This window comes from Paenibacillus xylanexedens, assembly GCF_007676705.1.
GTDB classification, from domain to species: Bacteria; Bacillota; Bacilli; order Paenibacillales; family Paenibacillaceae; genus Paenibacillus; species Paenibacillus xylanexedens_C.
Map to the genome: position 1 here is coordinate 239,421 of NZ_VEBF01000003.1, position 24,264 is coordinate 263,684.

At 48.4% G+C, this 24,264-nt stretch carries 17 protein-coding genes; 1 reads left to right on the forward strand and 16 read right to left on the reverse strand.

The features are described from left to right. Nucleotides 1-12: 12 nt before the first annotated feature. The 9 genes from FS628_RS18985 to FS628_RS19025 all read right to left on the reverse strand — a co-directional run bounded on the left by FS628_RS18985 (nucleotide 13) and on the right by FS628_RS19025 (nucleotide 13,098). On the reverse strand, nucleotides 13-1,662 hold the full coding sequence (locus FS628_RS18985) for an extracellular solute-binding protein (RefSeq protein ID WP_145324546.1): 1,650 nt from the start codon (nucleotides 1,660-1,662) through the stop codon (nucleotides 13-15). A gap of 26 nt (nucleotides 1,663-1,688) precedes the next feature. Continuing rightward, nucleotides 1,689-2,558, reverse strand: a complete 870-nt coding sequence (locus FS628_RS18990) for a carbohydrate ABC transporter permease (RefSeq protein WP_076209737.1) — start codon at nucleotides 2,556-2,558, stop codon at nucleotides 1,689-1,691. A gap of 15 nt (nucleotides 2,559-2,573) precedes the next feature. After that, entirely contained in the window at nucleotides 2,574-3,434 is an 861-nt protein-coding gene (locus FS628_RS18995; RefSeq protein WP_235193717.1) for an ABC transporter permease, read from the reverse strand. Between the two features lie 332 nt (nucleotides 3,435-3,766). Then, nucleotides 3,767-5,314, reverse strand: a complete 1,548-nt coding sequence (locus FS628_RS19000; RefSeq protein WP_145324548.1) for a response regulator — start codon at nucleotides 5,312-5,314, stop codon at nucleotides 3,767-3,769. 271 nt (nucleotides 5,315-5,585) lie between these two features. Then, nucleotides 5,586-6,500 (reverse strand): class I SAM-dependent methyltransferase, encoded by a 915-nt coding sequence (locus tag FS628_RS19005; RefSeq protein ID WP_145324549.1) that lies wholly within the window; start codon nucleotides 6,498-6,500, stop codon nucleotides 5,586-5,588. Between the two features lie 205 nt (nucleotides 6,501-6,705). Beyond that, the gene (locus FS628_RS19010; protein ID WP_145325000.1) at nucleotides 6,706-7,929 is read right to left on the reverse strand and encodes an MFS transporter; all 1,224 of its coding nucleotides are present in this window, start codon (nucleotides 7,927-7,929) and stop codon (nucleotides 6,706-6,708) included. Nucleotides 7,930-8,113: 184 nt separating this feature from the next. Continuing rightward, entirely contained in the window at nucleotides 8,114-10,177 is a 2,064-nt protein-coding gene (locus FS628_RS19015) for a molybdopterin-containing oxidoreductase family protein (RefSeq protein WP_145324551.1), read from the reverse strand. 428 nt (nucleotides 10,178-10,605) lie between these two features. Then, nucleotides 10,606-11,457: a formate/nitrite transporter family protein gene (locus tag FS628_RS19020; RefSeq protein ID WP_145324553.1), complete on the reverse strand. Its 852-nt coding sequence runs from the start codon at nucleotides 11,455-11,457 to the stop codon at nucleotides 10,606-10,608. A 279-nt stretch (nucleotides 11,458-11,736) separates the two neighbouring features. Beyond that, the gene (locus FS628_RS19025) at nucleotides 11,737-13,098 is read right to left on the reverse strand and encodes an FAD-dependent oxidoreductase (protein WP_145324555.1); all 1,362 of its coding nucleotides are present in this window, start codon (nucleotides 13,096-13,098) and stop codon (nucleotides 11,737-11,739) included. 458 nt (nucleotides 13,099-13,556) lie between these two features. Here FS628_RS19025 and pelA point away from each other — a divergent pair, with 458 nt between their 5' ends. Further along, entirely contained in the window at nucleotides 13,557-14,732 is a 1,176-nt protein-coding gene (gene pelA, locus FS628_RS19030) for a pectate lyase (RefSeq protein WP_260871115.1), read from the forward strand. 109 nt (nucleotides 14,733-14,841) lie between these two features. Here pelA and FS628_RS19035 read toward each other — a convergent pair whose 3' ends face one another. The 7 genes from FS628_RS19035 to FS628_RS19065 all read right to left on the reverse strand — a co-directional run bounded on the left by FS628_RS19035 (nucleotide 14,842) and on the right by FS628_RS19065 (nucleotide 24,200). Further along, nucleotides 14,842-15,321 (reverse strand): glutathione peroxidase, encoded by a 480-nt coding sequence (locus FS628_RS19035; protein WP_145324557.1) that lies wholly within the window; start codon nucleotides 15,319-15,321, stop codon nucleotides 14,842-14,844. A 145-nt stretch (nucleotides 15,322-15,466) separates the two neighbouring features. Continuing rightward, entirely contained in the window at nucleotides 15,467-16,279 is an 813-nt protein-coding gene (locus FS628_RS19040) for a (2Fe-2S)-binding protein (RefSeq protein WP_186327878.1), read from the reverse strand. Nucleotides 16,280-16,372: 93 nt separating this feature from the next. Then, nucleotides 16,373-17,257 (reverse strand): ABC transporter ATP-binding protein, encoded by an 885-nt coding sequence (locus FS628_RS19045; protein WP_145324561.1) that lies wholly within the window; start codon nucleotides 17,255-17,257, stop codon nucleotides 16,373-16,375. Between the two features lie 486 nt (nucleotides 17,258-17,743). Further along, a complete protein-coding gene (locus FS628_RS19050) occupies nucleotides 17,744-20,935 on the reverse strand; it encodes a GAP1-N2 domain-containing protein (protein WP_222125260.1) in 3,192 nt (1,063 codons plus the stop codon). Then, nucleotides 20,935-22,194 (reverse strand): TRAFAC clade GTPase domain-containing protein, encoded by a 1,260-nt coding sequence (locus FS628_RS19055; RefSeq protein WP_024632789.1) that lies wholly within the window; start codon nucleotides 22,192-22,194, stop codon nucleotides 20,935-20,937. The genes FS628_RS19050 and FS628_RS19055 overlap by 1 nt, the downstream gene beginning before the upstream one ends. Nucleotides 22,195-22,249: 55 nt before the next feature. After that, nucleotides 22,250-22,897, reverse strand: coding sequence for a beta-mannanase (locus tag FS628_RS19060; RefSeq protein ID WP_145324565.1), 648 nt, complete (start codon nucleotides 22,895-22,897; stop codon nucleotides 22,250-22,252). Between the two features lie 19 nt (nucleotides 22,898-22,916). Continuing rightward, on the reverse strand, nucleotides 22,917-24,200 hold the full coding sequence (locus tag FS628_RS19065) for a vWA domain-containing protein (protein WP_145324567.1): 1,284 nt from the start codon (nucleotides 24,198-24,200) through the stop codon (nucleotides 22,917-22,919). Nucleotides 24,201-24,264 lie beyond the last annotated feature (64 nt).

The window sequence follows — 24,264 nt, forward strand, 5'->3', positions numbered from 1 at the left end:
ATTTATTACGTATTATTTGGACTGATATCGATCATAGGCAGCCTGATGAACCTCAATCGCCCGGTCAATGTCCATGCTCTTGATCGTTTCAGCCATGGTGTCAAATTCGGTGATTGGCTTCTGTCCGCTGATAATGGCAGTCATCGTCTCATTCAAATACGTATTCACCTGGCTCATGATGGACGTACTTGTGGTCACCTCATCTGTTGACAAACGAATTGGGGGAAGCGTTAATGCTGAGCTTGCTTTCATCCATTCCGCATTGGCCGCACGTTGTCCGTCGTCAAAAAGTAAGGCATCCAGATAACGGCTATCCTGATTAATTGGACCGTCCATAATGGATAAGGCATAGGAAGCCAGTGCCTGATCATACGTCAGACCATTCGGATTATTAATGATGGTATCTGTGAATTTGACACCTTCCCCATCACGAACGTAGCTGTCATTTTCGATACCAAAGTTGAACAGATCACTACCCTCTTCGCTATAGTTGTAGTCCATCCACTGAACAATATATTTCAATTTGTCTTCGTCTGCGGAAGCCGTAATGGCCTCACCATAAGTCAACACTTTAGCGTCCAGATTAAATGTCGCATACGAAGTTCCATCCGGAGATACAGGCCACGGTACACCAGTCACGTTAAAGTTCGGATCGGTATCTCTCATCAGATTGAAGTATTTCCCCATGCCACTGAATACACCACCCTGATATGCGCCGGCCAGATTGCTGGTAACCTTATAGTCGAATGCTTTACCGTCATTGGTCATGATCTCGGGATCGATCAGCCCTTCCTTGTACCACTTGGCCATTGTCTCCAAGAAATCACGGTAGCCCGGCTGAATCGGTCCGAATTCCACCTTGTCTCCATTCATCTGGAAGCCACCAATTACGCCAAAGGCCGCGGCAAAATCATGAAGCTTGGTCAGGTTGCCCGGCCCCCAGTTTCCGGTGAATGGCAGCTCATCTGGCTTGCCGTTGCCGTTAGGGTCCTGTTCCTTGAATGCCTTAAGCACCGTATACCACTCATCGATATTGGTAGGTACTTTGAGGTTCAATTTATCAAGCCAATCCTGGCGCATAATTAAACCGGAAGTGGCATTCAGCTTCAGTGCATCCAGCTTGAGCAGCGGGAACATATAGATTGTCCCATCGTCGAGAGCTATCTGCTTCTTCACATCCGGATCGGATTCTATTATCCGTTTCAAGTTCGGTGCATAACTGTCGATCAATTCATTCAACCGGATGATTCGGCCATCCTTGATCATTTTTTCCGGTCCGCCAACGGCATCCGCCCAGTTATAATAAATGACGTCCGGCAGCTCCTTTGTGGAGATCAGCAGATTGAACTGGTCACGCTGTTGTCCAAGCGGGGGATGTGTGAACTTCACTTGGATGCCTGTTAGCTTCTCCTTTTCCTTGTAAGCCGCCATATCGCCAAAATTGTTCAAGGAAGCCGTCAGTTTGGCATCATTGGCGCGCCAGTAGTCGATGGTAAATGGCTCACTTGTAATCGGTAGCGGAATCTCGGTCAACGCCTGAACTGCAGGTTCTGTTCCTTCTGCTGGCTCTGCGGTACCTGGTTCATTATCACCTGTACAACCCGCTAATAAAGACATGGTAAGTAGCGATGACAACAGGATGGACCCCATTCTTTTTTTCACACAATTCGCCTCCATAGATTACATTTTTATTGTTTCACAGCGCCGATTAGAGCGCCCTGAACAAAATAACGTTGAATGAACGGATATACCAGCATAATAGGCAGCGTGGAGATAATGATGGTTGCATATTTGATGTTCTCCCCAATGGCGAAGCCGGTATCGGCGCCCGCACCCATGGCCTCTGTACTGCTGCTGATCAGAATATCACGCATAATAATCTGGATCGGATATAGCTCCTGACTGCGCAGGTAGAGCATCGGTCCGACATAATCATTCCAATGGTCAACCGCATAATACAGCATCATGACCGCCAGGATCGGTTTCGACAAGGGCAGCACAATACGGAACAAAATCAGAAAGTCATTCGCGCCATCGAGCTTCGCCGATTCAATCAGACTGATCGGAATGCCCTCAAAGTTTGTTTTCATAATGAGGAAATAGAATGTGCTGATGGCACCCGGAATAATAAGCGCAAAACGGGTATCCACCATTCCCAGATTCTGAATCAGCAGAAAAGTTGGAATCATACCCCCGCCGAAGAACATCGTGAACGTAATTAACTTCATCAACGTTTTCCTGCCCATCAGATCACCGCGTGACAGCCCATATGCAGCCAGCGAAGTCATGAGCAGATTGATGGCTGTACCCACCACAACATAGAACAAGGTGTTCATGTATCCCGTATAGATGCGAGTATCCTGAAATACCGACTTGTACGCTCCCAGCTGAAAACCTTCAGGAATGAGCATCAGTGAACGGGAACGCAGCATCTGGTCCGGGTCGCTGATTGAAGAATTGAACACGTACAGCATCGGGTAAAAGCATAAAACCATGATCACCAAGAGCAGCAGTGTATTGAATACATCAAAAAGTCGTTCCCCTATAGACTGTTTCATCGCTTCACCTTCCGATTACCATAGACTGGTTGAGTTAAGCTTTCTGCTGATCGCGTTCGCGATAATGAGCAGCGCAAAATTAATGACGCCGTTAAATAGTCCGATGGCGGTTGAATACGTATAGTTCCCCTCCAAAATACCCGATCGATAGACAAAGGTGGATATGACATCCGATGTCTCATAGGTCGGTGCCGTTTGCATCAGCAATATTTTCTGAAAATCTGCATTCATGACCGCACCCATACGCAGAATTAACATGATCACAATCGTTGGCATGATGCCCGGCAGTGTAATATGTAATAGCTGTCTCCAGCGGCCTGCGCCGTCAATTTTGGAAGCCTCATACAACTGAGGATCAATACCACTTAGTGCTGCCAAAAAGATAATCGAGGCCCAGCCTGCGCCCTGCCATATGTTGGACAGGATGTACATCGGACGGAACATATCTTTTTCCGCCAGAAACATAATCGGCTGCAGATCGAAAAAGTCACGAATGACGTTAAATAACCCACCGTCCAGAGATGAGAACGTTTTCAACATTCCAACCACGACGACAACCGAAATAAAATGCGGCATATAACTGATGGTCTGTACTGCGCCTCTGAACCACTTTTTCCGGACTTCATTCAGCAACAGTGCTAGTAGAATCGGAGCCGGGAAACCAAACACAATACTGTAAAAACTCAAAATCAGTGTGTTCTTAATCAGTCGCCAGAAATAATAACTTTCAAAAAACATGGTGAAGTTGTCAAATCCGACCCATTCGCCTGCCAAGATTCCTTTGATCGGGTTGTACGATTCCTGAAATGCCATCAGTAGCCCGTACATTGGCCCATAGCTGAAAATCAGATAGTAGGCTACAACAGGAACGAGCATCAGATAGACGTATCTGTTGCGGACAAGTTCCTTTTTCACCGAACTCCATTTGCCAGCTGGCTTCAAACGCCCAGGTTCAATCCCCCGGCTTCGATTCAGCTCCATCCACTCGCCCTCCACTCTCGGTATTGATTCACTAACATGACACTTCTAATGATAGAAGCGAGCACCATTTCTTCCCATGCTCATTTCCGGTAAATGGATGTTCAAAACCGAGTTCCGTCCGACAAAAAAAGACCCTGCTGCCGATGAATGGCATACAGGGCACGATCGTAGATCAATGTGGATCGGATATACAGGTAAGCTACGCAGAAGACGGTAGCAACACTGTACTAGGGTACTTTTTTATACTCCGAAGGGGAGAAGCCCGTATATTTTTTGAACATTTTGCTGAAATACGGCCAGTTGGCACCAAAGCCTGTCTGTTCAGCAAGCGAGGATACAGTGTAGTTCCCGTCCTGCTCGAGAAGCTCCAATGCTTTACGGATGCGGTAGCTTAACACATAGTTCGTAAATTTCTCACCGGTTTCTTTTTTGAACATTTTGCCGATGTAGTCTGGATTCATGTATATTTCCCCGGCGATGGACTGGAGTGTCAGTGTCTCGTCCCTGTAGCGTTTCTCTACCAACTGTTTCACACTACCTACCATCTGCGATTGTCTGGAGCGGTGTTGTTCGTAGCGGCGCAGGGTGATTTCTTTGGCGACAGCAAGCAGAAACTGTTGAAAAGAATGCAGCGTGCTGGATTCAATCATGCCTGGCAACTGATCCATATACCTTTTCATCTCGGCAGAGCCACTAAGTCGAATCATCTCCATAAACATCTGAATAAGATAGGACTTCGTTTGGGATATATCGTATCGCAAGCTGGCAAGCAGCTGAAACATCCGGTTCAGCTCTGTTCCAACTTCCTGCCAGTGTCCAGCCTTGATTGCAGTAACCATCCGCTCCGGATCGTATTCGAATTCAGGAAGACTGTGCTCCCCGGGAGAGTAAATATCCCGCTCCATAATAAGACTGCCCTCACCGAGGTAAAAGCGGTAATTGAGATAGACCAGCGTCTGCATGTACAAATGGCGTGCCTGCGATAGATCTCCTGGCTCGCTCAGCGCAATCGTGAGATCGTCATGATAATATCGGGTAAATGTGGCGCGAATCTCATCGATATTATGGAACAACTGCGTTTCAGACAACTTGTCCTCCATGATTAGTAGCACATGCCCCCCAACCGTGGCACTTAAGATTGGATTGTGAAAAATATCTTCGGCAATGTTCTTGACCGCGAACAAGTGCAAATACTCATGATCCCCCTCAATCTCTACCAGCAACAACCGCACACGCTGATCCTGGAACTGTACATCGAATAATTCCTCGAAATACCTCCATTCCTTGACCCCGTATGTTCTGTTTGTGACCAGCTCTTTCAGAAAATATTCCTTGGCATGCGGCAGTACACGCTCCAGATTATATTGGATCGACTGCACAAAATGTTCCTGATCGGTTAACTCCCGCTTCTCACTAACCAATTCACTAATAGCATGTACGAGATGCTCTTCACTGCAGGGCTTGAGCAGATAGTGCTTCACTCCATAATGCATGGCCGTCTTCGCATATTCGAATTCGGTGAAACCCGTGAGCATGATGAATGAGATATCCTGATACTTCTCCGCCACTGCTTCAACCAGCTGTAAGCCATCCATTCCCGGCATGCGAATGTCCGAGATGATAATATCGGGACGTTGCCGCTCAATTGAAGCAAGCGCTTCCAATCCATCTTGGGCAATGCCGATCAGTTCTGTTCCTAATCGGGACCAGTTCACGACACTGGATATCCCGTCCGAGATCATAAATTCATCATCGACCAACAAAACCTTGTACATTGTATGCATCCTCCTGCCTTTTAACCAGTTCCATTCTATTATATGGGCATTATGCACAAATAGAGGGGAGAACGTTGAATGACATGGAATTGAACCCTAACAAGTCTGATTGTTGAACATTTGTATCACGTGCGAAGTTATTGGCTACCGAATCAAGGTTTATGCTGGTCCTTTGTTCAAACCAAACGACCTTCACCCTGCCACAGGGTGAAGGTTGGCTGCTGCTATGCATATGGGGGCTATATAGGTGACCATACATGCCCAAATCGATTTATTTTTTTACTGCGTGAATGAAATGTATCGTTTCAAATGCCCGTAGATGATCGATTCGATCCTGGAAAAACTGTTCCTGAATCGCCTCGGGAGTCAGATGCTCATAAATAAGCAGCCCTGCTTCATCAAGCAAGGCCTCCATCTCCACATATGCGTAGCCGGATTGCATCGGCTCACCACCCATTGCAGCCAATTTAACCATATTTTCAACCCGATTAAACATTCCCTTTTCCTCAAAAAGGTGCTCATCTGCATAATCCAGAACTATAGAGCTTCCGGTTGGAAGGTTCGCAAACACATGACGAATCACGTTAAACAGATCATTTTTAGGCAAATAATACGAAACACCCAAGAGACTAGCCAACGTCTTCCGTTTCTTCAACCCTTCAAGAGTCAAGCTGTCATTCGAAAGCTCACGCGTAAAATCCATGGGTACAAAGTGAAGATTGTCCGGAATAGTCAGCTCGGCCTGATTCAGCCGCTCCTTCTTGAATTGCTGTGTAGCCGGATAATCCACTTCAATGATATCCAGCGTGTCTTCCAATTCCGGATGCCTCAAAGCAAACGTATCCATCCCGGCGCCAAGAATGACTACCTGCTTCAATCCCAACGCGACTTCATGCAAAAGTACATGCTCACAGTAAGCGGCCCGAGCCAGAGTTATTGGAGATAACTGTACCTGGGTAATCCATTTTAGAACCTTTTCCGGGTCATCCTTGAGCTGGTGAGCCATATCCGGGTTGAAAAAATGAATGCCTCTAACCATGTTATTGCTGATATCTGAAAACTCTTGAGGAGAGATCAGCAATCTCGCCATAAAATCATCGAAAATGAGGGGTGTGTCATGTTGGCTGTGATAGGCTCGGCCAAAAGTCGAAATCAATGATGTGATACTGGATTCATTTTGCTTCATACTTATTCCTCCCGTACAAACAAAAATAAGATTCCCCTGGCCAGGAGAATCTTATTATATACGGAATATTTTTATATGTAAATTATAGCATAAATATATTTTTTTGTCAACCATAATTTACGGATGAGCAGACAGATTGCAGTGGATTTACCGTCAACTTCAACTCGTTCTTCCTTCCGCATCCTATCCAACCCGATGAGATCTGTTAGGCGTCCATCCCATACTCCTTCACCTCACGATTACGGTTCAACACCGCGTGCAATACAAAACCAAGTACCGCAATCGCTGCTGTACCTGTTGCCAGCCACGCTACAGGAATAAGTCCCTGTTTGTCATACATGACTCCCATCGCATAGGGTCCGATAACCCGTCCAACTGCACCAATCCCACCCGATATCCCGATGTAAAAAGGTGCTGCCCTGCCTGCATGCTCCGATATGAAGGCAGGCGTCGCAGGGGAGATCAGCATCTCTCCAAACGTGGCAAGTACCATTGCGAGCACCATGCCCGGATAGCTGTACATGGTAATCATGACAATGTAGGCCATGCCATAGAATACCGCACTCGCCGTCATCTGGGCAGTGGAGGTACGGGCCATGGTCCGTTTCACCCAGCTGGTAAAAGGTTGTCCCACAAAGATCAGCACCCCGTTCAGGGTCCAGAGCAGACCGTACATTCTTTTTTCCATACCCTCAGAAATGATATACGGGGACACGCCTGTGTTCCAGATGGAATTGCCGAATAACAGGAACAGCACGCCCAGGCTCATAAACAGATATAATCGGGTATTGCCCAGCAGTGCCCAGACGCCCGGCCCATCGGGAACGGTTTTGCGTTTCGTCAGATGTACTTCCCCCTGATCCGGTTCGACTCGCGACAGATAATACCAGAAGAAAATCGCGAACCCGGCTGAGGTCACCCCGTTCAGTACAAAGCTGAGGTGATAGGAAAAGTCAGCCAGAAAACCACTCAGCGCTGTACCAATCGCCACCCCGATATTGTTCGCCACATAGATAATATTGAATAATTCACCGCGTCGCTCCGCAAACCGGAAGCCAATAAAGGCCTGAATCGCTGGCAGCGACAATGAACTGAACAGACCAATCCAGCCCATCGCACATATAAATATGACCCAATACGCGCTAATCCAGGGCAGTGCAAACAAACCTAACGCATTAAGCGCCAGTGATCCAATGATCAGCTTCTTCACGCCTACCCGGTGATATAACGAACCGCCGAGCAATTGTCCGAAGATGCCACCCAGGGACTGAATGAGGATTACAAAACCGGCGTTAGCCATCGTCCGTCCAAGCTCATCAAACACATACATGGTGGTCAGCGGCCACATCAGTGCACTGCCTGTTGCATTAACCAGACTTGCTAATAAAAATATTCTCACTTCTTTTGGATAGTTATCCAGCCATCTCATCATCTCTAATCCATTCTCCTTAGTACCATAAAAACGTATTAACATACCAAAAAAGCCTTTGCCCTGACGGCATAACCAGCCAGAGCGAAGGACTTTGGAAGTGTTACATCTATTGCTCTTTAGATCCTGCTCAAGTTCGATCCTTTGTTCATCTTACCTCAAAAAATTCACGCTGCAAGCACACTCATTGACGCTTCACTTCGACAGTGGCCGAGAAGAAGGTAGCCCCGTTCCCCATGTCCGACAACCGATTGGACGTCAGTGAATTCGCTCGCTGCTTCTTCCCGTCACCATCCCACCATAAGCCTTGGCTGATGACGGTTCCTGGCAACATGGCTTCACTCACCTTGGCGGTAAGTTCGATGCGTCCGCGATCATTCCATACGACCACTGCATCTCCATCCTCCACGTTTCTACGGATGGCATCCTCGGGGTGCATTTGCAATAGAGGCATCTTTTCCAAACGCTGATGTTTGGCTGAATTACCAAAGGTGGAGTTCAGGAAATTATGGTTTGGCGGCGATAGGAACATCAATGGATAGGTATCGGCAGGTCCAGCCGGATTCTCCCCATCATATCCTTCAACCAGGGCGCTATAGGTTGGGAGTGGCGGAAGGCCTCTCTGTTCCATCGTCTCCGAATACAATTCGATTTTGCCTGAAGGTGTGGGCAGCTGATCCAGAAATGCAGCATGTGGCGTCATATCCAGCTTCACGAATCGATGTTCCTTCAGTCCCTCCAACGTGACTCCATTCATATAGGGGTTGTCCGTTCCCTGAAGTGCGTCCTCAATCATCTGTTCCGGCGTTTCTCCGAAGATCATAGGGTCATACCCCATGGCCTGTCCAAGCAGGGAAAACAGTTCGACATTACTCTTGCTCTCCCCGATCGGTGCAATCACCGGCTCTTGCAGATGAACGTACTGATGCCAATAAGAGGTATACAGGTCCGTCGCTTCAAATGAAGATGTGGCTGGTAATACGATATCTGCATATTTCGCTGTATCCGTCATGAACAGATCATGCACAACCGTGAACAGATCCTCCCGTGCAAAACCTCGCTCTACCCGCTCGGTATCCGGTGCCACCACCAGTGGATTGCTGCAGTAGACCATCATGGCCCGGATTGGCTGCTCCGCTTCCAGCAGCGCTTCACCAATCCGGTTCATGTTCACCACTCGCGGCTCCGGATTCTGCCGCAGCTCCGGACGTTCCAGCGCGTCGCTATTCGTGCTCGCGTAGCTGTTGGTGCGAACGGCACCGCCGCCTTGCTTCAGCCATTGCCCTGTAATGGCTGGCAGACACGCAACGCTACGCACGTTCATCCCCCCATTATCATGGTGCTGGAGGCCGTTGCCGATGTGAATATGGGCTGCCTGTGCGTTGCCGTATAGTTCGGCCAGCTCCACAATCGTCTCCTCCGGCACGCCCGTAATGCGTGCAACCCGGTCAGGAGTGTAACTGCGGACATGATCACGCAGTGCCTCATGACCCACCGTATACTTTTGCATAAACGCTTCATCCGTCAATCCCCGTTCGAACAGCACATGCATCAATCCCAGCGCCAGTGCACTGTCCGTGCCCGGGTACAGCGGAATAAACCAGTCGCCCCATTGAGCCGTACGATTGCGATGAACGTCGATGACGACGATCTTGGCGCCGTTCTTCCGGGCTTTCTCCGCCAAAACGACTTGATGCATATTCGTACTGACGATATTACCGCCCCATACCAAGATGAGATCCGCGTGCTCCGTATCTTCCGGGACCGTTCCCCGGTTGGCGCCCATCGTATATTTCCAGCCGGTATTTCCGGCGGCATTACAGATGGTCTGCTCCAGCACGCTCGCACCTAGCGCATTGAAGAAACGTCGGTCCATACCGTCTACGCCAAGAATGCCCATGTTGCCGTAGAAGCTGTAGGGCAGGATGCTCTCCGGGCCGTAGGTCTCGGACAATGCAGTGAATTTGGTCGTAATCTCGCGAATCGCTTCATCCCAACTAATTCGTTCGAACTTGCCTTCGCCTTTGGCTCCTACACGTTTCATCGGATATTGTAGACGCTCGGGGTGATACACCCGCTCGGTCATATTTCTGACTTTATTACAGATGGCACCCTTTGTTATCGGATGATCTGGATTGCCTGCCACCTTCACAATTTTACCGTTCTCTTTATGTAACAACAGACCACAAGTGTCCGGACAATCGAGCGGGCATACCGCTGCAAATACCCCATTCTCCTGATCGATCATCGTATGGCTCCCCCTCTTTAAAAGCTATCCCTATATCATATCTTCTTCGAGGTTATCACGTAAAGAGAACAGTATATTTTCGCCTAATATTCGCCGCTATAGCAGCTTCAAATTATTTTCAAAAAAATGTTTTGTCGTTTGATTCAACTTCAGAATTCAGGGGTAAATTAAAAATAAGGCATTAGGCTAGTGTTTCCCCACTTCCTCCTCATGCCATATCATGGACCACTCCCGAAATTCGCCATGAACAGGTTTCGTTCCCCCGAACCTTGTCATGGCGAATTTACTTTGCGTTGAATTCCAACAAGGACCCCATACAAAAAAAACGATCCCGACCTTCTCCGTCACAGCATATTCGCCATGAAACCGAGCAAGATCAGAATCGTCTTCTCTTCTGTAATACGTGCACACATGCTACGCAATGTCCTCTACGCTTGTTTGGTCCACATCGCTCTAGCCTCAGTCTCCACTGGTTCGATTGATGTTGCTATCTCTGGCTTCACTTTCGGCTCCAACTCACGCAGGTATACCATCCAATAAGCTGCGGCTACAAACAGAGCCCCACCAGTCAGATTCCCGAGCCATACCGGAATGAAATTCATTACATATTGTCCCCATGAATAATATCCTTCGAAGATTGCAGCAGGGATGAGGAACATATTGGCTACAACGTGCTGGAATCCGATCGCCACAAATGCCATCGTTGGAAACCAAATGCCCAGTACTTTGCCACTCATCGTATCGGATGCATAAGATAGCCACACGGCCAGCGCCACGAGCCAGTTACAGCCGATACCGGAGATAAAAGCCTGTAGGAATCCATCATGCAGCTTATGTCCAGCCATATCCACGACTTTCGCCAGATATACGCCCTCTCCAGTCAGACCAAGCACATGTCCAAACGCGTACGCGACAAACAAAGCTCCAACAAAGTTACCAATCGTCACTAACGTCAGATTTTTCAACATGCTGCCCGCGGATAATTTCCGTGCAATCGTCGCGAGTGGAACAGCCATCATATTACCCGTCAGCAACTCGCCCCCACCAATGAGCACCATAATCAATCCAACCGGGAATACCGCTGCTCCAATCAGATTAACCAGACTTCCCCAATCTGCCGGCGCAGAAGCAATGACCCGAATATCCAGTAGAAAACCCAGCGCGATAAAAGCCCCTGCCAGAAAACTGAGCACCAGTACAGAAGATACCGGATATTGAGCCTTCTTCATCCCTGTTTGCGCCGTATATTGTGCAACCTCAAGAGGTGTTTTTGCTGCCATATCATTCATCCTCTCCTTCACTGTTCATTCATCATTGAAACAAAACCATTTGGAAATTCCTTAGTTACGCGTCGAACGCCATATCCTAATTGTATCTTGGTCCTATGTAAAACTTTGTGCAAATTATCACAATGTTAATCACAAAAGTCGTTATCCATGATTGTCATTCAATGTCTATGACAGCAAGATATATAGCGCATGCTAGGATGTAACTTCATAGAAAAATCAAAAAAAGACTGACGATATGCTCGCCAGTCTTTTTTTGATTTTATGGCTTCCTTACACCATTGCTGGTGCTTTTACCTCTATTGGAGGCAGTGCTTGCAGACCCGCCGTGTTCAAGAAGTTCCACGGTTTGTTGTAATGTGGCTGGAAGAAGAAGTCGATGAAGGCCAGTTCATCTACGGTCATGTTGTTTTGGATGCAGACCGAGATCGTATTAATCGATTGAGTCAGATCAACCTGTGACATTACTTGTGCTCCGACAATTCGACGAGTAGCCTGCTCATATACCACTTTGAGTAACAGTTTCTCAGCCGTAGGCATGAACTCCGGACGGTAGCTGTCTTCCAGTACCACGGATTCCACAATCAGACCTTCGTCAGCAGCAGATGTTTCCGTCATCCCGGTACCCGCAATATTTTGCTCATAAATTTTGATACCCGATGTTCCTTGTGTACCCATATACGGTGTCGTAGGGCGAACCAGGTTGCGGGCTACCAGTGTACCCATCCGCACAGCGTTAGTCGCCAGTGGAATGTAAGATGCTTTGCCTGTCGGGTTGTAATGAATTGCACAACTGTCACCCGCTGCGAAGACGTCTTTTTGACTAGTTTGCATATATTTATCCACGATGATCGCACCGTTTGGCAGCATATCCACTTGGCCTTTGAGCAGCTCTGTATTCGGACGGAAGCCGATGCACAGAATAACCAGATCGGTTTCAAACTCCCCTTTGGACGTGATCACCTTGGTCACTTTGCCATTTTCTCCAGTAAACTTCTGTACCGTTTGACCAAGAGCCAGCTTGATGCCGCGTCCAGTCAACGTATCTTCGATCGCATCCGTGAATTCAGGGTCCAAGTATTTGTTCAAAATCCGGTCCACACTGTCGATCAGGGTAACTTCCTTGCCGTTCATCTGGAAAGCTTCCACCAGCTCTACGCCGATATATCCTGCACCTACAACGGTAACGCGTTTGGCATCTTTGGCTTTTTCAATAATCGTATTGGAGTGATTGTAGTTTTTGCAAAGTAAAATGTTATCCATGTCGATGCCTTCAAGCTTCGGAACGACAGGCCAAGAACCCGTTGTCACGATCAGTTTGTCAAACGTATCTTCAAATTCTTCCCCAGTTTTCAGGTTTTTAGCCTGAAGAGTATGGCCTTCGGCATCGACTGCCGTCACTTCATGAAGCATCTTGGTTACAACACCAAGCTCTGCTAACTGATTAGGCGAAGAATAGAACAAGCCGTCAGGGTCTTTAACGACCCCACCTACGTAGAGCGCAATGCCACAAGATAGGAAGGAGATATTGTCATTGCGCTCATACACCGTGATGGTAGCATCCGGGTACAATTTGGCGGTATTTACGATGGCTGCGGTCCCTGCGTGTGTACATCCGATAACTGCGATTTTCATTAAAAGTTCCTCCTCGAAATATATAAATGAGTTTGAATATAACGTTATAGTGGTTGTGAAACATTTCACTTCTTAATCGATACTGTGTATGTGATTTATTTCACTTTATACACTCATTATAATGTGATCTTTTTCACATTGCAATAGGTTAAGCAAAAAAAAGTTTGTGGTAAGAAATTATTCCCTTTATTTAAGCCTTTCTTCCCTTCGTTTTATTGATTTCATTGTCCCCGGATCCAGGTCAGTTTATGCTATGTAATGGCTTCCGCAATCCCTGTTATGGGTGCTTTCAGGAGAGCCCTCTCCCCATTCAGGTTTTGCCTGTACAAAAATAAATGCACTAATTTTCATGACAGGGTTGATTTTCAAATTGGTAAGCGCTTACAATAACAATGATCCTTTAAATGGATTTTATGTAAATAAACCACCAGATCTCATTTCGTTCAGGAGGCGTTCATTTGAAGAAAAGTTTAATGTCTGTTGCTTTCCGCATGGTTCCCGTTACGCTTGCCATCACCATGATGACAACTGGAGTAGCGATCCCCTTCGCTTCTGCTTCTGCAGATTCTCCACCCGTTACGATTAAAACCGAGGTTCTGTCCTCCAACGTCCCAGCAGGTACCGATGTGTCTTCGCTGCTTCAGAAGTTCAGGGATTTCAGTCATTTTGCAACTGGCGATCTGGCCAAAGATACGGCCTACGCCCTGAATATCGTTTCGTGGCAAATGCCTCACGGAGGATTTTACAAAGACATGAAAGAGCAGTACGCAGCCCCCTGGGATGGTGTAACAGCACGATCAGGCTGGAAAGACCTGAATGGCATTGAACTTGGTACCTTCGATAATGATGCAACAACTTCCGAGATCCGCTTTCTGGCTGACATGTATGAAAAAACCGGCAATCTGGCATTTAAGAACAGTGTTCGCAAAGCGGTGGACTTTATCCTGATCTCCCAATATCCATCTGGAGGATGGCCACAGGTCTATCCCAAACGAAGTAATTACTCTGACGCGGTGACTTACAACGACAATGCCATGGTACAGACGATGGTTTTGTTAGATGATATTGTTGAGCGAAGACATGGGTTTAACAACGATATATGGACCTCCAATGATCGCAGCAAGCTGAAGAAAGCGCTGGACAAAGGGATTGAATATACGCTGAAAGCGCAAATTATCAATGATGGTCAGCCCACCATTTGGGGTGCGCAGCATGATCCTGTGACCTATGCTCCTGTGACGGGCAGAGCGTATGAATTAGCTTCCAAGTCGGGATCAGAGTCGGTGGCAATTACTGCTTTTCTCATGTCCAGGCCTCAGACTCCCGAGATTGAACAAGCCGCCAAAGGGGCTCTGCGATGGTTCGATACGGTGCGAGAGAATGGAACCAAGTATAACCGGCAAGGACCCGTATATTTTGAACCGGACGCAGGAAGTGTAACCTGGTACCGTTTCTATAACGTGGATGAAGATGTGCCTTTCTACGCGGATCGGGATGGTATGAAGTATATGAACATTCTGGACATCAGTGAGGAACGAAGACACGGCTACTCCTGGGCCGGAAGCTATGCTCGTAACCTGCTTAAGCTGGCCTCGGATCAAGGCTATTACACATTAAGTAAGCCCTTGCCTTGATCCTGGAGCTACATCTACCTGATGAGAAGCTAAATCTACGTCGTATGTAAAGTCATCTAAAAAAGCCTATCCTCGCATAAGCAAGGATAGGCTTCTTAACGTTCATGTATTAACCGAGTAATTTCTCGATTTCTGCGCTCATGGCTTCCGGGGATTCTTTCGGTTCAACACGACCAACCACTTCACCTTCACGGTTAACAAGGAACTTGGTGAAGTTCCATTGGATGTCGTTTGTTTCACCTGTACCGGGTTGTTGCTCTTTAAGGTATTGGAACAGGGGATGTGCTTCCTCACCATTCACATCTACCTTGGCAAACACCGGGAAGTTCACACCATAGTTAATCTGGCAAAATGATTCGGCTTCCTCACTTGTACCTGGCTCTTGCCCTCCAAACTGGTTACAAGGGAACCCCAGTACAACCAAGCCTTGATCGCGATAACGATCGTAGAGCTTTTGCAATTCACCGTATTGCGGGGTCAGTCCACACTTGCTGGCTGTATTGGCAATGACCAATACCTTACCTTGATACAGATCCAGTGAGACTTCCTGGTTCGCGGTGGTTACCGCCTGATATGAATATACGGACATGACTGATTCCTCCCATGACATATGTTGGTTTGGGCTGTTACGAGCAGTTGAGATCCAATGATCCTACAGCCTGTCCTATTATTATAGACCTGATCCGATGCGATTACCAAATTCCGGTCTACCCATACCAAGGCTCCGGGTTACTTTAACCTGACTTGGCAGCCACAATGGCATCATACCGCTCTTGCCGCTCTGCCTTGGTTAGTTTGGGGCAGCTGTAACAGTAGTTCTGCCCGCCATACACTTGATAGTGCAGACAGCATGTCGGCTTCATCAGCATGGTCTCTCCAGGTTGATGGGGATTAGCAATCTCGACCGGTTTGAATGACAGCAAGTTCTTGCGTAACCCCAGAGTTTCCGGTGGCATGGCGATGACATGCTCATATCCCTGAATCACTGCTTCTCGTTCTGATTCTGTAATGTCCATCTTCACTACGGTTGTCTTGAACCATCTCAGGATGGATGCGAGCTGTGCCCACATCTGACCGGTGTTCGCTTCTCCGGCAAGCGCCACGCCTTCAATCATGGGACGCAGTTGTTCGCCGTAATATGCTGTAAGTAACTCATTCCGCCAAGGAGATACAGCTCCAACACTGCTGTCTACTGAACCAGGATGGGCACGCTCGGTTGCATCTGTAAGTTGAAAATAAATTACGGGGCGCCCTTCCTGGACCTCCAACTGCAATTGGATATTCTCCAGGGAGATGTCTAGCGACGTATCACACATGGACGTCATATAATGAATTCCGAGCAATAAACCGCGAACGGAGTGCATGAAGTATACAGCAGCAGAGCGAAGAGAATCCGCACGCAGATGCTCATTATAGGCTTCGAGCATAAGCTTTGCGTTCTCCGGATGTCTTAACAATGTCAGAGGCATGCCAAAAACCGGTTCGTTAACCGGACCGGTCGTTATACGTCCATATTGCTCTAACCACGTGTAGTTAATTGCTCCCATCGGTTGCAAACCTCCCATGAATGCGAATGAGCCGCGTGCGTTACGCACAGCGGCTTCATTCTATAGTGTACGGACCACGTATGGCCCATTTCGTTAACTTCCTGTCGCTTGAACGCGTTGTTCTGTCCGTCCACCTGCATGAACCATCGCGCTGTTCATGACCATCTGGTCTGGTGTTTTCGATTGTTGACGTTCACCTGCAAGAGCGTAAGGCAAGCAGAGCGGTACACCGGAACGCGGGTCAATCACGATATCTGCTTCAATGTTAAATACTTCACGAAGCACATCCGAGTTCATAACTTCCACAGGTGAGCCATGAGCGATGGCTTTACCTTTTTTGATACCAATCATGTGATGTGCATAGCGGGAAGCATGATTCAAGTCATGCACAACCATAACAATGGTACGATTGGCTGTGGCATTCAGCTGCTCCAGTAATTGCAATACTTCGAGCTGATGAGCCATATCCAGGAACGTAGTCGGCTCGTCCAGGAAAAGGATATCTGTTTCTTGGGCAAGTGCCATGGCAATCCAGGCACGTTGACGCTGTCCACCGGACAGTTGATCAATCGGACGATCATGGAATTCAGTCATGGCTGTCACTTCGATAGCCCATTCAATCATACGTTTATCTTCAGAACGCATGGAACCAAATCCTTTTTGATAAGGAAAACGTCCGTAGGATACCAGTTCAGTAACCGTAAGTCCTTCAGGAGCTGTCGGGTTCTGTGGCAAAATCGCAAGTTGCTTGGCAACTTCACGCGTAGACTGCTTATGGATGGACTTCCCGTCGAGCAATACATTACCTGCTTTTGGAGCCATAATACGTGCCATCGTTTTCAGGATGGTTGACTTCCCTGAACCATTGGCTCCAACAAGTGCTGTAATTTTTCCTTGGGGAATCTGAATATTCAGATCCTCTACAATTAGTCTTTCCTCATAAGCGATATCCAGCTTGGTCGTCTCCAGACGAAACATGCGATCATCCCTCTCTCATTTATCCCGGTTATGTAATCCGGCTATAGACAACGAAAACGAAATTGTAATTAAGTGTATTTCCGGCGCAAATATCTTCTACATTAAAGATACTGATAATCATTATCATTTGTCAACATAAAAAACCAAATTCGCTGCTCTTTTCTTGCTTTGTTCAGTCATTCTGAAGCAAATTGCAGACCTTCTTCCAGAATACATATGAGAGCTTTTCTCATTCATCACGCGCATTTCATCCATTCTGCTTATCTCTCGAACTCTTGAATCAAAAATTTTGTGTCCGATTTGTGAATGACTGATTTATTTTTATGCAATGGGCTATATCCGACATTTGAAATAAAAAAAGATGACCTTGAAATTCAAGTTCAAGGTCATCTACACACTCTCGTTCACTAGGGTATGAAGTCAGCATTTCATTAATTGGTCAGAAGACGCTCTATGAATTTATGCGACATGCTCAGATAAAATAACTTACAGTTTCGGCTGCGGCATCAATTGGATCACCGTCATACTGCCCTGCGTACTCTTCACACTGACAACGCTCTCGGCATCCATATCGGCTGGAAGATCGATCTGCAATCCATACGGATAGAGACGATCTGCCTCTCCAATAGACATCTGTGAAGAATTCGTCGCATCCTGTTCATTGGATACAGATGTGTCAGGCGATGTCGAACCTGTAGCTTGATCTGCTTCGGTGCCTTGATCCGTGTCTCCGTTCGCAGCATCAGACGATGCATTCGTCCCTGTATCCGTTGTAGCATCGTTAGCAGGATCTGAAGTGGCATTACCTGACGTTGACGGATCTGCCTGCTGATCGCCATCCTCCGTCTGCTCTGTGTTCCCCACATTTCCCGTTGAAGAACCATCCGCACTTCCTTCGGAAGCACTTCCTGAACCCCCATCGGAGGCATCTTGGGTATCCCGTTCTTCATTCCGATTAAAGCTCTCCCACTTGCCTGTTGAATCTAATTCCTGCGTGCTGCCATCTTTCATCATCAATTGGAGTGATCCTTGCTCAAACTCATCACTTCCCGTATCATTCCTGAATCGGATGACCAACTGAGCAGCTGATTCAGTACCCTCCTGTTCACTCCCAGGAACCACATAAGCAATCTGCTCCGCGAGCTGTACCTCAGGTTCAGCCGGAATGACAGGCTCCTCGGTGGTAGGAGGAGATGCCGCTGGCGGCTCCACAGAATCATTCATCCATGCATATGTACCGCCAGCAATACCCAAAACCAGGATCAAGAGGATTAATCCGAACAGATTCTTCCTTTTACCCGTTAGCATCCGCACCAGAGGAGAAGACAATTCGGTCTTGGCACGGTCATAGGCCGGCTTCATCGCCTTGTTTGCTCTCGCGTAATACGGTTTGAAAGCCGACTTCGACTTGAAGGCTTCACGGTCATGGGACTTGAAATAGGCCACAAGGGCATCCGCATATCCTTTATGTGCATTGGAACCCCGGACAAACATCCGTTGACTCCCTGACCATTCGAAGAATGGATACAACCCTTGAGTCCGATCTGCATGACTACGAACAAATTCAATTAGGCCAGGATAATCCAACCGGTTACTGCCGCTTCCTCCTCGATAAAAAGCCATTGGCAAAGCTTCATAGGCCGCTATCCCCGGGTGAGCCTGCAGCTCTCCGGCAAGCCAGCGACGCGTCCAGCGCTGAAGTTCATTGCGCTCCGCCAGGGAGAGTGTCTCCAGTTGCTCTTCGTCATTCCCCTCACCACTAAGCCATGCTCTTGCAGCCAGCATCATGTTCGTTCGAGCAGATACATCGGAACCCTGGCGTGCCGCCCAGTCCCGAACCTCATCGCCATGCTGCAAAATATCGATGCTTAACAGCTGTTCACGATCTACCCGTTCCAGATCCAGATCCTGAATCATAAACAGGTTAATGACATAGGCCAGCTTGTCCGCAAGGCGAGTTAACTCCTCCAGATATGCCGGATCTTGACTGGCAGCCTGAGAACCCCCTTTTCGATTAGGGCGGGCTGTAGCTTCAGATTGGCCTATTCGTGCCGTAATGCCTGTATCATACGTATCTTCCGTGGATACCCGGTCGAGCACACTAACTCGCTGGAGGGCTTCATTAGCAGACTGAACCGGATTAGGCGCAGAACATAATCGTTCACGCAGCTCACTGGCTGTCCGCTCCAGCAAGTAGTTGTTGTGAATCGCAGACGGATGAGCTGTAACCCATCTTCGGATCACTTCCACGACGTTTGCTGCTGATTCCGTGCGTTTCAACTGATTGTCCAGATAAGGCTCAAACAATAACTTGGTGAGCGATTCATTGGCCAACACTTTATCAAAGAAAGCCCGATTCAGCTGCGGATCCCGATCCAGCACAGCATACAATTCCTGCACAGCACGCATACGCTTCTGGGCACGGGCATTATTTACACCGTAGATGAAATAGTCCACAATCCGGGATTGTACCACGGGCGCAGCAACACTAAAATATTCTCCAATTCGAGCAGCAACGGCTTCTTCGGGTACATTCTCGCGCTTCACACTGTCCAGTTCCCGGCTAAGCAAAGTCAGGAACAGCTCGTTCAGACGTGAACGTTGCTTGGACCCACCTTCCGGCTTCAGATAGGTTAGCAAACCACTCAGGACATGGCTTTTGTTATCCAGATACAGGTCTTCCATGCCTTGTTCAAGACCATAGAACACCGATAGTTCGCCATATGCTTCAATGGAAAGTTCCCGTCCAGGCTCCATACCGGACAGCATCTCATCGGCAAACGTATAGAACGCATCCGCAGCAGCAGGTTCCTGCAACAAGTACCAGGCGAATTCCGCATAAGGCAGTTTCGCCACAGATGCATCTGCATGCGTAACTCTCCCGGATACCAGATCAAAAGTGAAATCCTTCTCCGTATTCCGGTCTTTCGGACGCAGTGTACCACGCTCTACAAACTGGATGTGAATGCCCTTCTTGGCCTGCGGCTCCTTGGCAAACGTCATGAAACCAAGCTGACGACGGAATGCATAGGGTAACGCCGTGTACAGCAAACGTAGCAATCCCTTCGCTCCGGCGGTCACTTCCTCTGCGGGAACATCCAGTGCAATATACACTTTTCTGCGTGTCGCTACGGACTGCATTACGGCATAGAGCAAGCGCTTGAACAGCACTTCATTCAATTTCAAGGCACTCAGGATCTGACTTGGCGACGAATCAGGACCACTTCCCGAAGATATGGGCAATTCAGCAAGCGCAGGCAGTACTGTGCCTTGTTCGATGTCATAGGACGTGGCGAACACGGTATCCAGCCAGCTGCCTTGCTTCATCTGCTCTTCCGAGCGTTCGGGAGACAAGACGTAATTATGAGCGAAAAAGGCACTGCGCAGCCCGGTGAAATCCGCAGCTTGGTACACATTTTGCCCAAGGATCGTCTCTCCACTCTCCAGATGAAGCAGGTGAATGGAAGCCGGAAACTTCGTCTCGTCCTTCTCGCTACGGCCTGTTAGCTCCGCCGGAGCATCATAGACACAGTAGGGGTGAAGCACTTTTTTGATAAAAGAAGGGTCCAGTCCCGGCGATGCCGCAACCGTATCGAACCCCTCTGTTGTGCGAAACACCCCGCGCCGCTCTCGGGTATACAACTGTTGTTCAATGGGCGGGGTTACGGAAGAACGCATCATCCCACTCTCCCCTCAATGTACTTCAGCTTGTACAACAGCCACAGGAAGGGTTCATCCACACGGATCGGGCTAACCACACCCTGCAATTTCATATCCACCGGATTGCTGCCCAGCGCAGAGACTGCGAAATAGGCTGTGTCCTTGAAGTACACATCCATCGTGCCCTTGAACGGACGATCCACCTTCTCGATAAAACGCCGGATCTCCCCGTCGATATTCTCGAACTCGGTTAAGTCGAACCAATCGCGGTGCACCATGTTGCGGAAGACATTACTGTTGGATTTAATATAATCGCCCTCTTCATCCTTGAGGGAATGCAGCATGTCGCTTTTCGTGAGCACAACGGCTGTTGGAATATTGGTCTTGGCTTTATCCTGATACGCGATAAAATCTCCGAACATCGTCAGTACCACGTCACGTGGCTCATCGTATCGTGGTGTCCACTCTCCCGGCTCATTGCCGAGGTTAATGCGGATTTTGTCCCGAATCGAACGAATCTGAAGCGGATCCACCATGAACAGAATACCTGCAGAGTTCTTGATGTGCTGCCCGTGAAGTCCGAGGTAATCCTGCTCCACCATACCTTCACCTGCGACGTCAAAGAACACCAGCGTCAGCGGCGCTTTATCTTCGTCCTTGAACACAAACTGGAAGATAAACGGCTCCTGCAACTTCTCCTTCTGCGTGGAATCCAGCAGATCGCCCCGTTCGAACAACGGTTCTTCATAATCCGCACGGAACCGGCGGCTGATCTCCGCATTCAATGGCATACAAGCCGCGTCAAAATGATCGGCCGTATAATGCTGCAATGTATGAATTAATGAAGTCATGTAGACGGATTTCCCCACCTGGGATGCACCAATGATGGATATGATATTGCTAGGTGCTTTCCCCGCCGTAACAGGCAGCTCGTTATGACACTGCGGGCACAACCGGCGGCGTGTAACGACACCATACCGATCGTTCAGGCCCATCACGATGTTATCGGAATAAATGCGATGTTCCTCCGGTACATCATGCGGAGCCAATACAGCCTCCATATCAAATACCGTATCGAGTCCGAACCTTTCGCGATACCGATTCAACTTCGCATCTTCCCCGAGTGCGTAGTCCTCATCATCATCGCGGTGATGGGCGGCGCGGAACACTACCTCTTCCGGTGAAAACTTGCTGAAACAATAAGGGCATACAATATCGTAAAACAGCGGACGTTCCTCCGGCTGTTGTCTCTTCAAAAACCGACTAAAAAAGCTCATAGCCACTCCCCTCCCCTGATCAGTCAGACTAAAGATGTACACTTAGCCTAACTATCTAGTCTGATATTAATCTATAGGCGGCTCCATATTTTGGTCCGTCCGTGAAGAATAATCGCACATAATCATCCTTGGCGACTTCAACGGGCGGCATCTCATTTCTTCCGGGAGCAAAATCACTCACAAAAGGATACACCGTACCATCTTCCTTATTCAGCGGAACCCCGCCCTGTTTGCGAACATAACAGAGTGCTTCCTTTGGAACAGGTACTTCCGCTGTGACGGTGATCAATACACTTTTTCGTTTCTGAAAAAAACCGCTCTTGTAGCGAATGGAAAAGCGGATATCCGCCTTCCCTGCGCTTGCAATCACCATGTTGTCCTCGTCTCGTTGACGAATCAGCACAGGCCCGTCGTCCTCCATCTGACACACATACACCGTGTACTTGAAGGCACCAAAACCCGTGATCCGATCCGTGTAACCATTGCTCGCCTTATATTCCTCTCTCGTGTACAGCTTCAGCTTGCCCTGTGCAGGCTGTTCTCCGTCACGATCATCGCTCATCATATCCAGCTCCAGCCGCTCGACATATACAGCTTCTACCCGTTCCGGCCAGAGCCAGCGAAGTGTACAACGTCCTTCGTCCACCTCAAGTGTCAGTTTTCGAATCAAGGGTGTCGAAGGGTCTGCATCCGTAAACCGCATTTCCATTGACCTCCCGACGTTAGAATCCTTTGCTGCGTGTATCTCTTGCTCTCTGACCGAATCCTTCGGCTGAGGAAGTTCCGCCGCCAGCTTCACGACGCCCCCTGCTCTTCCGCGGCGTGTTCTCCTTGATCGGAACAATCCAGGAGAACAGGGTCAGTACACCAGACAAGATGAGCATCGCACCGAGTCGTACAAATGTATCACCCACGTTCGAACCGTCGAGGCCCCATTCCAGCAGAAGCCCTGCCAGTAGACCCGACACCGCACCACCAATGCCGAAGCTGAGCGCGAGATGACGATTATCAAACACAAGTCCGAGTGACACACCCAGCGCCACGCCGATTAGTAACACGGCTGCTACACGGAAAATCGCCAGATAAACGCTATGCTCCATCATGCCTGTACGCTCCGTTACCAGCGTCCGTTCATCAATCGTATCGTAGATCTGCTGGAATGCCAGATTCAGACCACCGGAATCCGGTACATCATAGTACATGCCACCCGTTTGCTGGGCAATATTACGCAGCAAATCCGTTCCTGATGGGTCCACCAGACTGAGGCCGACTGTATTAATGGAAATCTGTTCGTTGTTATATTGGGACAAAATATCGGTCGTGTCCGCTTCACTGAAGCCATCGGATAACAAGATGACGACGGTACCGCGTTTCGGGTCCTGTTTGCCCTGAATCTGTTCCATGCCTTCCCGCAGCACGGCATCAAAATTGGTGCCGCCCGAAGTCGTGACAATGCCATCGATTTTGCCATAAACCTCATTCTTGGCCGCTTCACTATCCAGCGCAATAAACGGCTGCAACAACTGCGGTTGGTCATCAAACGTGATGACAGCTACCTGTTTGTCGCTCTCCATTTGGCTGATCAGTGTCTTGGCTGCTTCAAAGCGTCCGTTATCCGGATCTGTCTCGCTCATGCTGCCCGAGTTATCAATCATCAGTACGATGTCTTTCACTTGCTTCACACCGCCCGGATTGATCTGGTACAACAATTGCAGGGTGAGTCCAACAACAAACAACAGAGCCAGCGTTGCCGGAACAAGCAATTTCCACGACAGTCCCAGATACCGGAGCTTCCATGAAGCGCCATTCAGCTTGGGTGAGATCATCTCTGCGATTAAACAGAACAATCCAACGCTTAGCGCCAGTATGCCAAAGTATAATCCCATCAGCAACAGACGCGGCATCTCCCCAAGCCATTGACGCAGCATGATTTCTCCTGCCGCAAACCCCACTGCCCCGCCAATCAGGCTGAACAGGACCAGGAGAAGATTGATTTTTCGCTGCATGTCTACATGCATCCTTTCCATACCAGCCGTAACAGGCTGAGTTAATACAAGATTGTAGCAGGGT

Coding starts and splice junctions, on each gene's coding strand:
- FS628_RS19035 (WP_145324557.1), bottom strand. CDS start 15,321: ATGTCCGTATATTCATATCAGGCGGTAACCACCGCGAACCAGGAAGTC.
- FS628_RS18990 (WP_076209737.1), bottom strand. CDS start 2,558: ATGAAACAGTCTATAGGGGAACGACTTTTTGATGTATTCAATACACTG.
- FS628_RS19060 (WP_145324565.1), bottom strand. CDS start 22,897: ATGCGGTTTACGGATGCAGACCCTTCGACACCCTTGATTCGAAAACTG.
- FS628_RS19000 (WP_145324548.1), bottom strand. CDS start 5,314: ATGTACAAGGTTTTGTTGGTCGATGATGAATTTATGATCTCGGACGGG.
- FS628_RS19015 (WP_145324551.1), bottom strand. CDS start 10,177: ATGATCGATCAGGAGAATGGGGTATTTGCAGCGGTATGCCCGCTCGAT.
- FS628_RS19045 (WP_145324561.1), bottom strand. CDS start 17,257: ATGTTTCGTCTGGAGACGACCAAGCTGGATATCGCTTATGAGGAAAGA.
- FS628_RS19040 (WP_186327878.1), bottom strand. CDS start 16,279: ATGGGAGCAATTAACTACACGTGGTTAGAGCAATATGGACGTATAACG.
- FS628_RS18995 (WP_235193717.1), bottom strand. CDS start 3,434: ATGCTCGTTCCTGTTGTAGCCTACTATCTGATTTTCAGCTATGGGCCA.
- FS628_RS19025 (WP_145324555.1), bottom strand. CDS start 13,098: ATGAAAATCGCAGTTATCGGATGTACACACGCAGGGACCGCAGCCATC.
- FS628_RS19055 (WP_024632789.1), bottom strand. CDS start 22,194: ATGAGCTTTTTTAGTCGGTTTTTGAAGAGACAACAGCCGGAGGAACGT.
- FS628_RS19020 (WP_145324553.1), bottom strand. CDS start 11,457: ATGGCAGCAAAAACACCTCTTGAGGTTGCACAATATACGGCGCAAACA.
- FS628_RS19065 (WP_145324567.1), bottom strand. CDS start 24,200: ATGCAGCGAAAAATCAATCTTCTCCTGGTCCTGTTCAGCCTGATTGGC.
- FS628_RS19010 (WP_145325000.1), bottom strand. CDS start 7,929: ATGAGATGGCTGGATAACTATCCAAAAGAAGTGAGAATATTTTTATTA.
- FS628_RS19050 (WP_222125260.1), bottom strand. CDS start 20,935: ATGCGTTCTTCCGTAACCCCGCCCATTGAACAACAGTTGTATACCCGA.
- FS628_RS19005 (WP_145324549.1), bottom strand. CDS start 6,500: ATGAAGCAAAATGAATCCAGTATCACATCATTGATTTCGACTTTTGGC.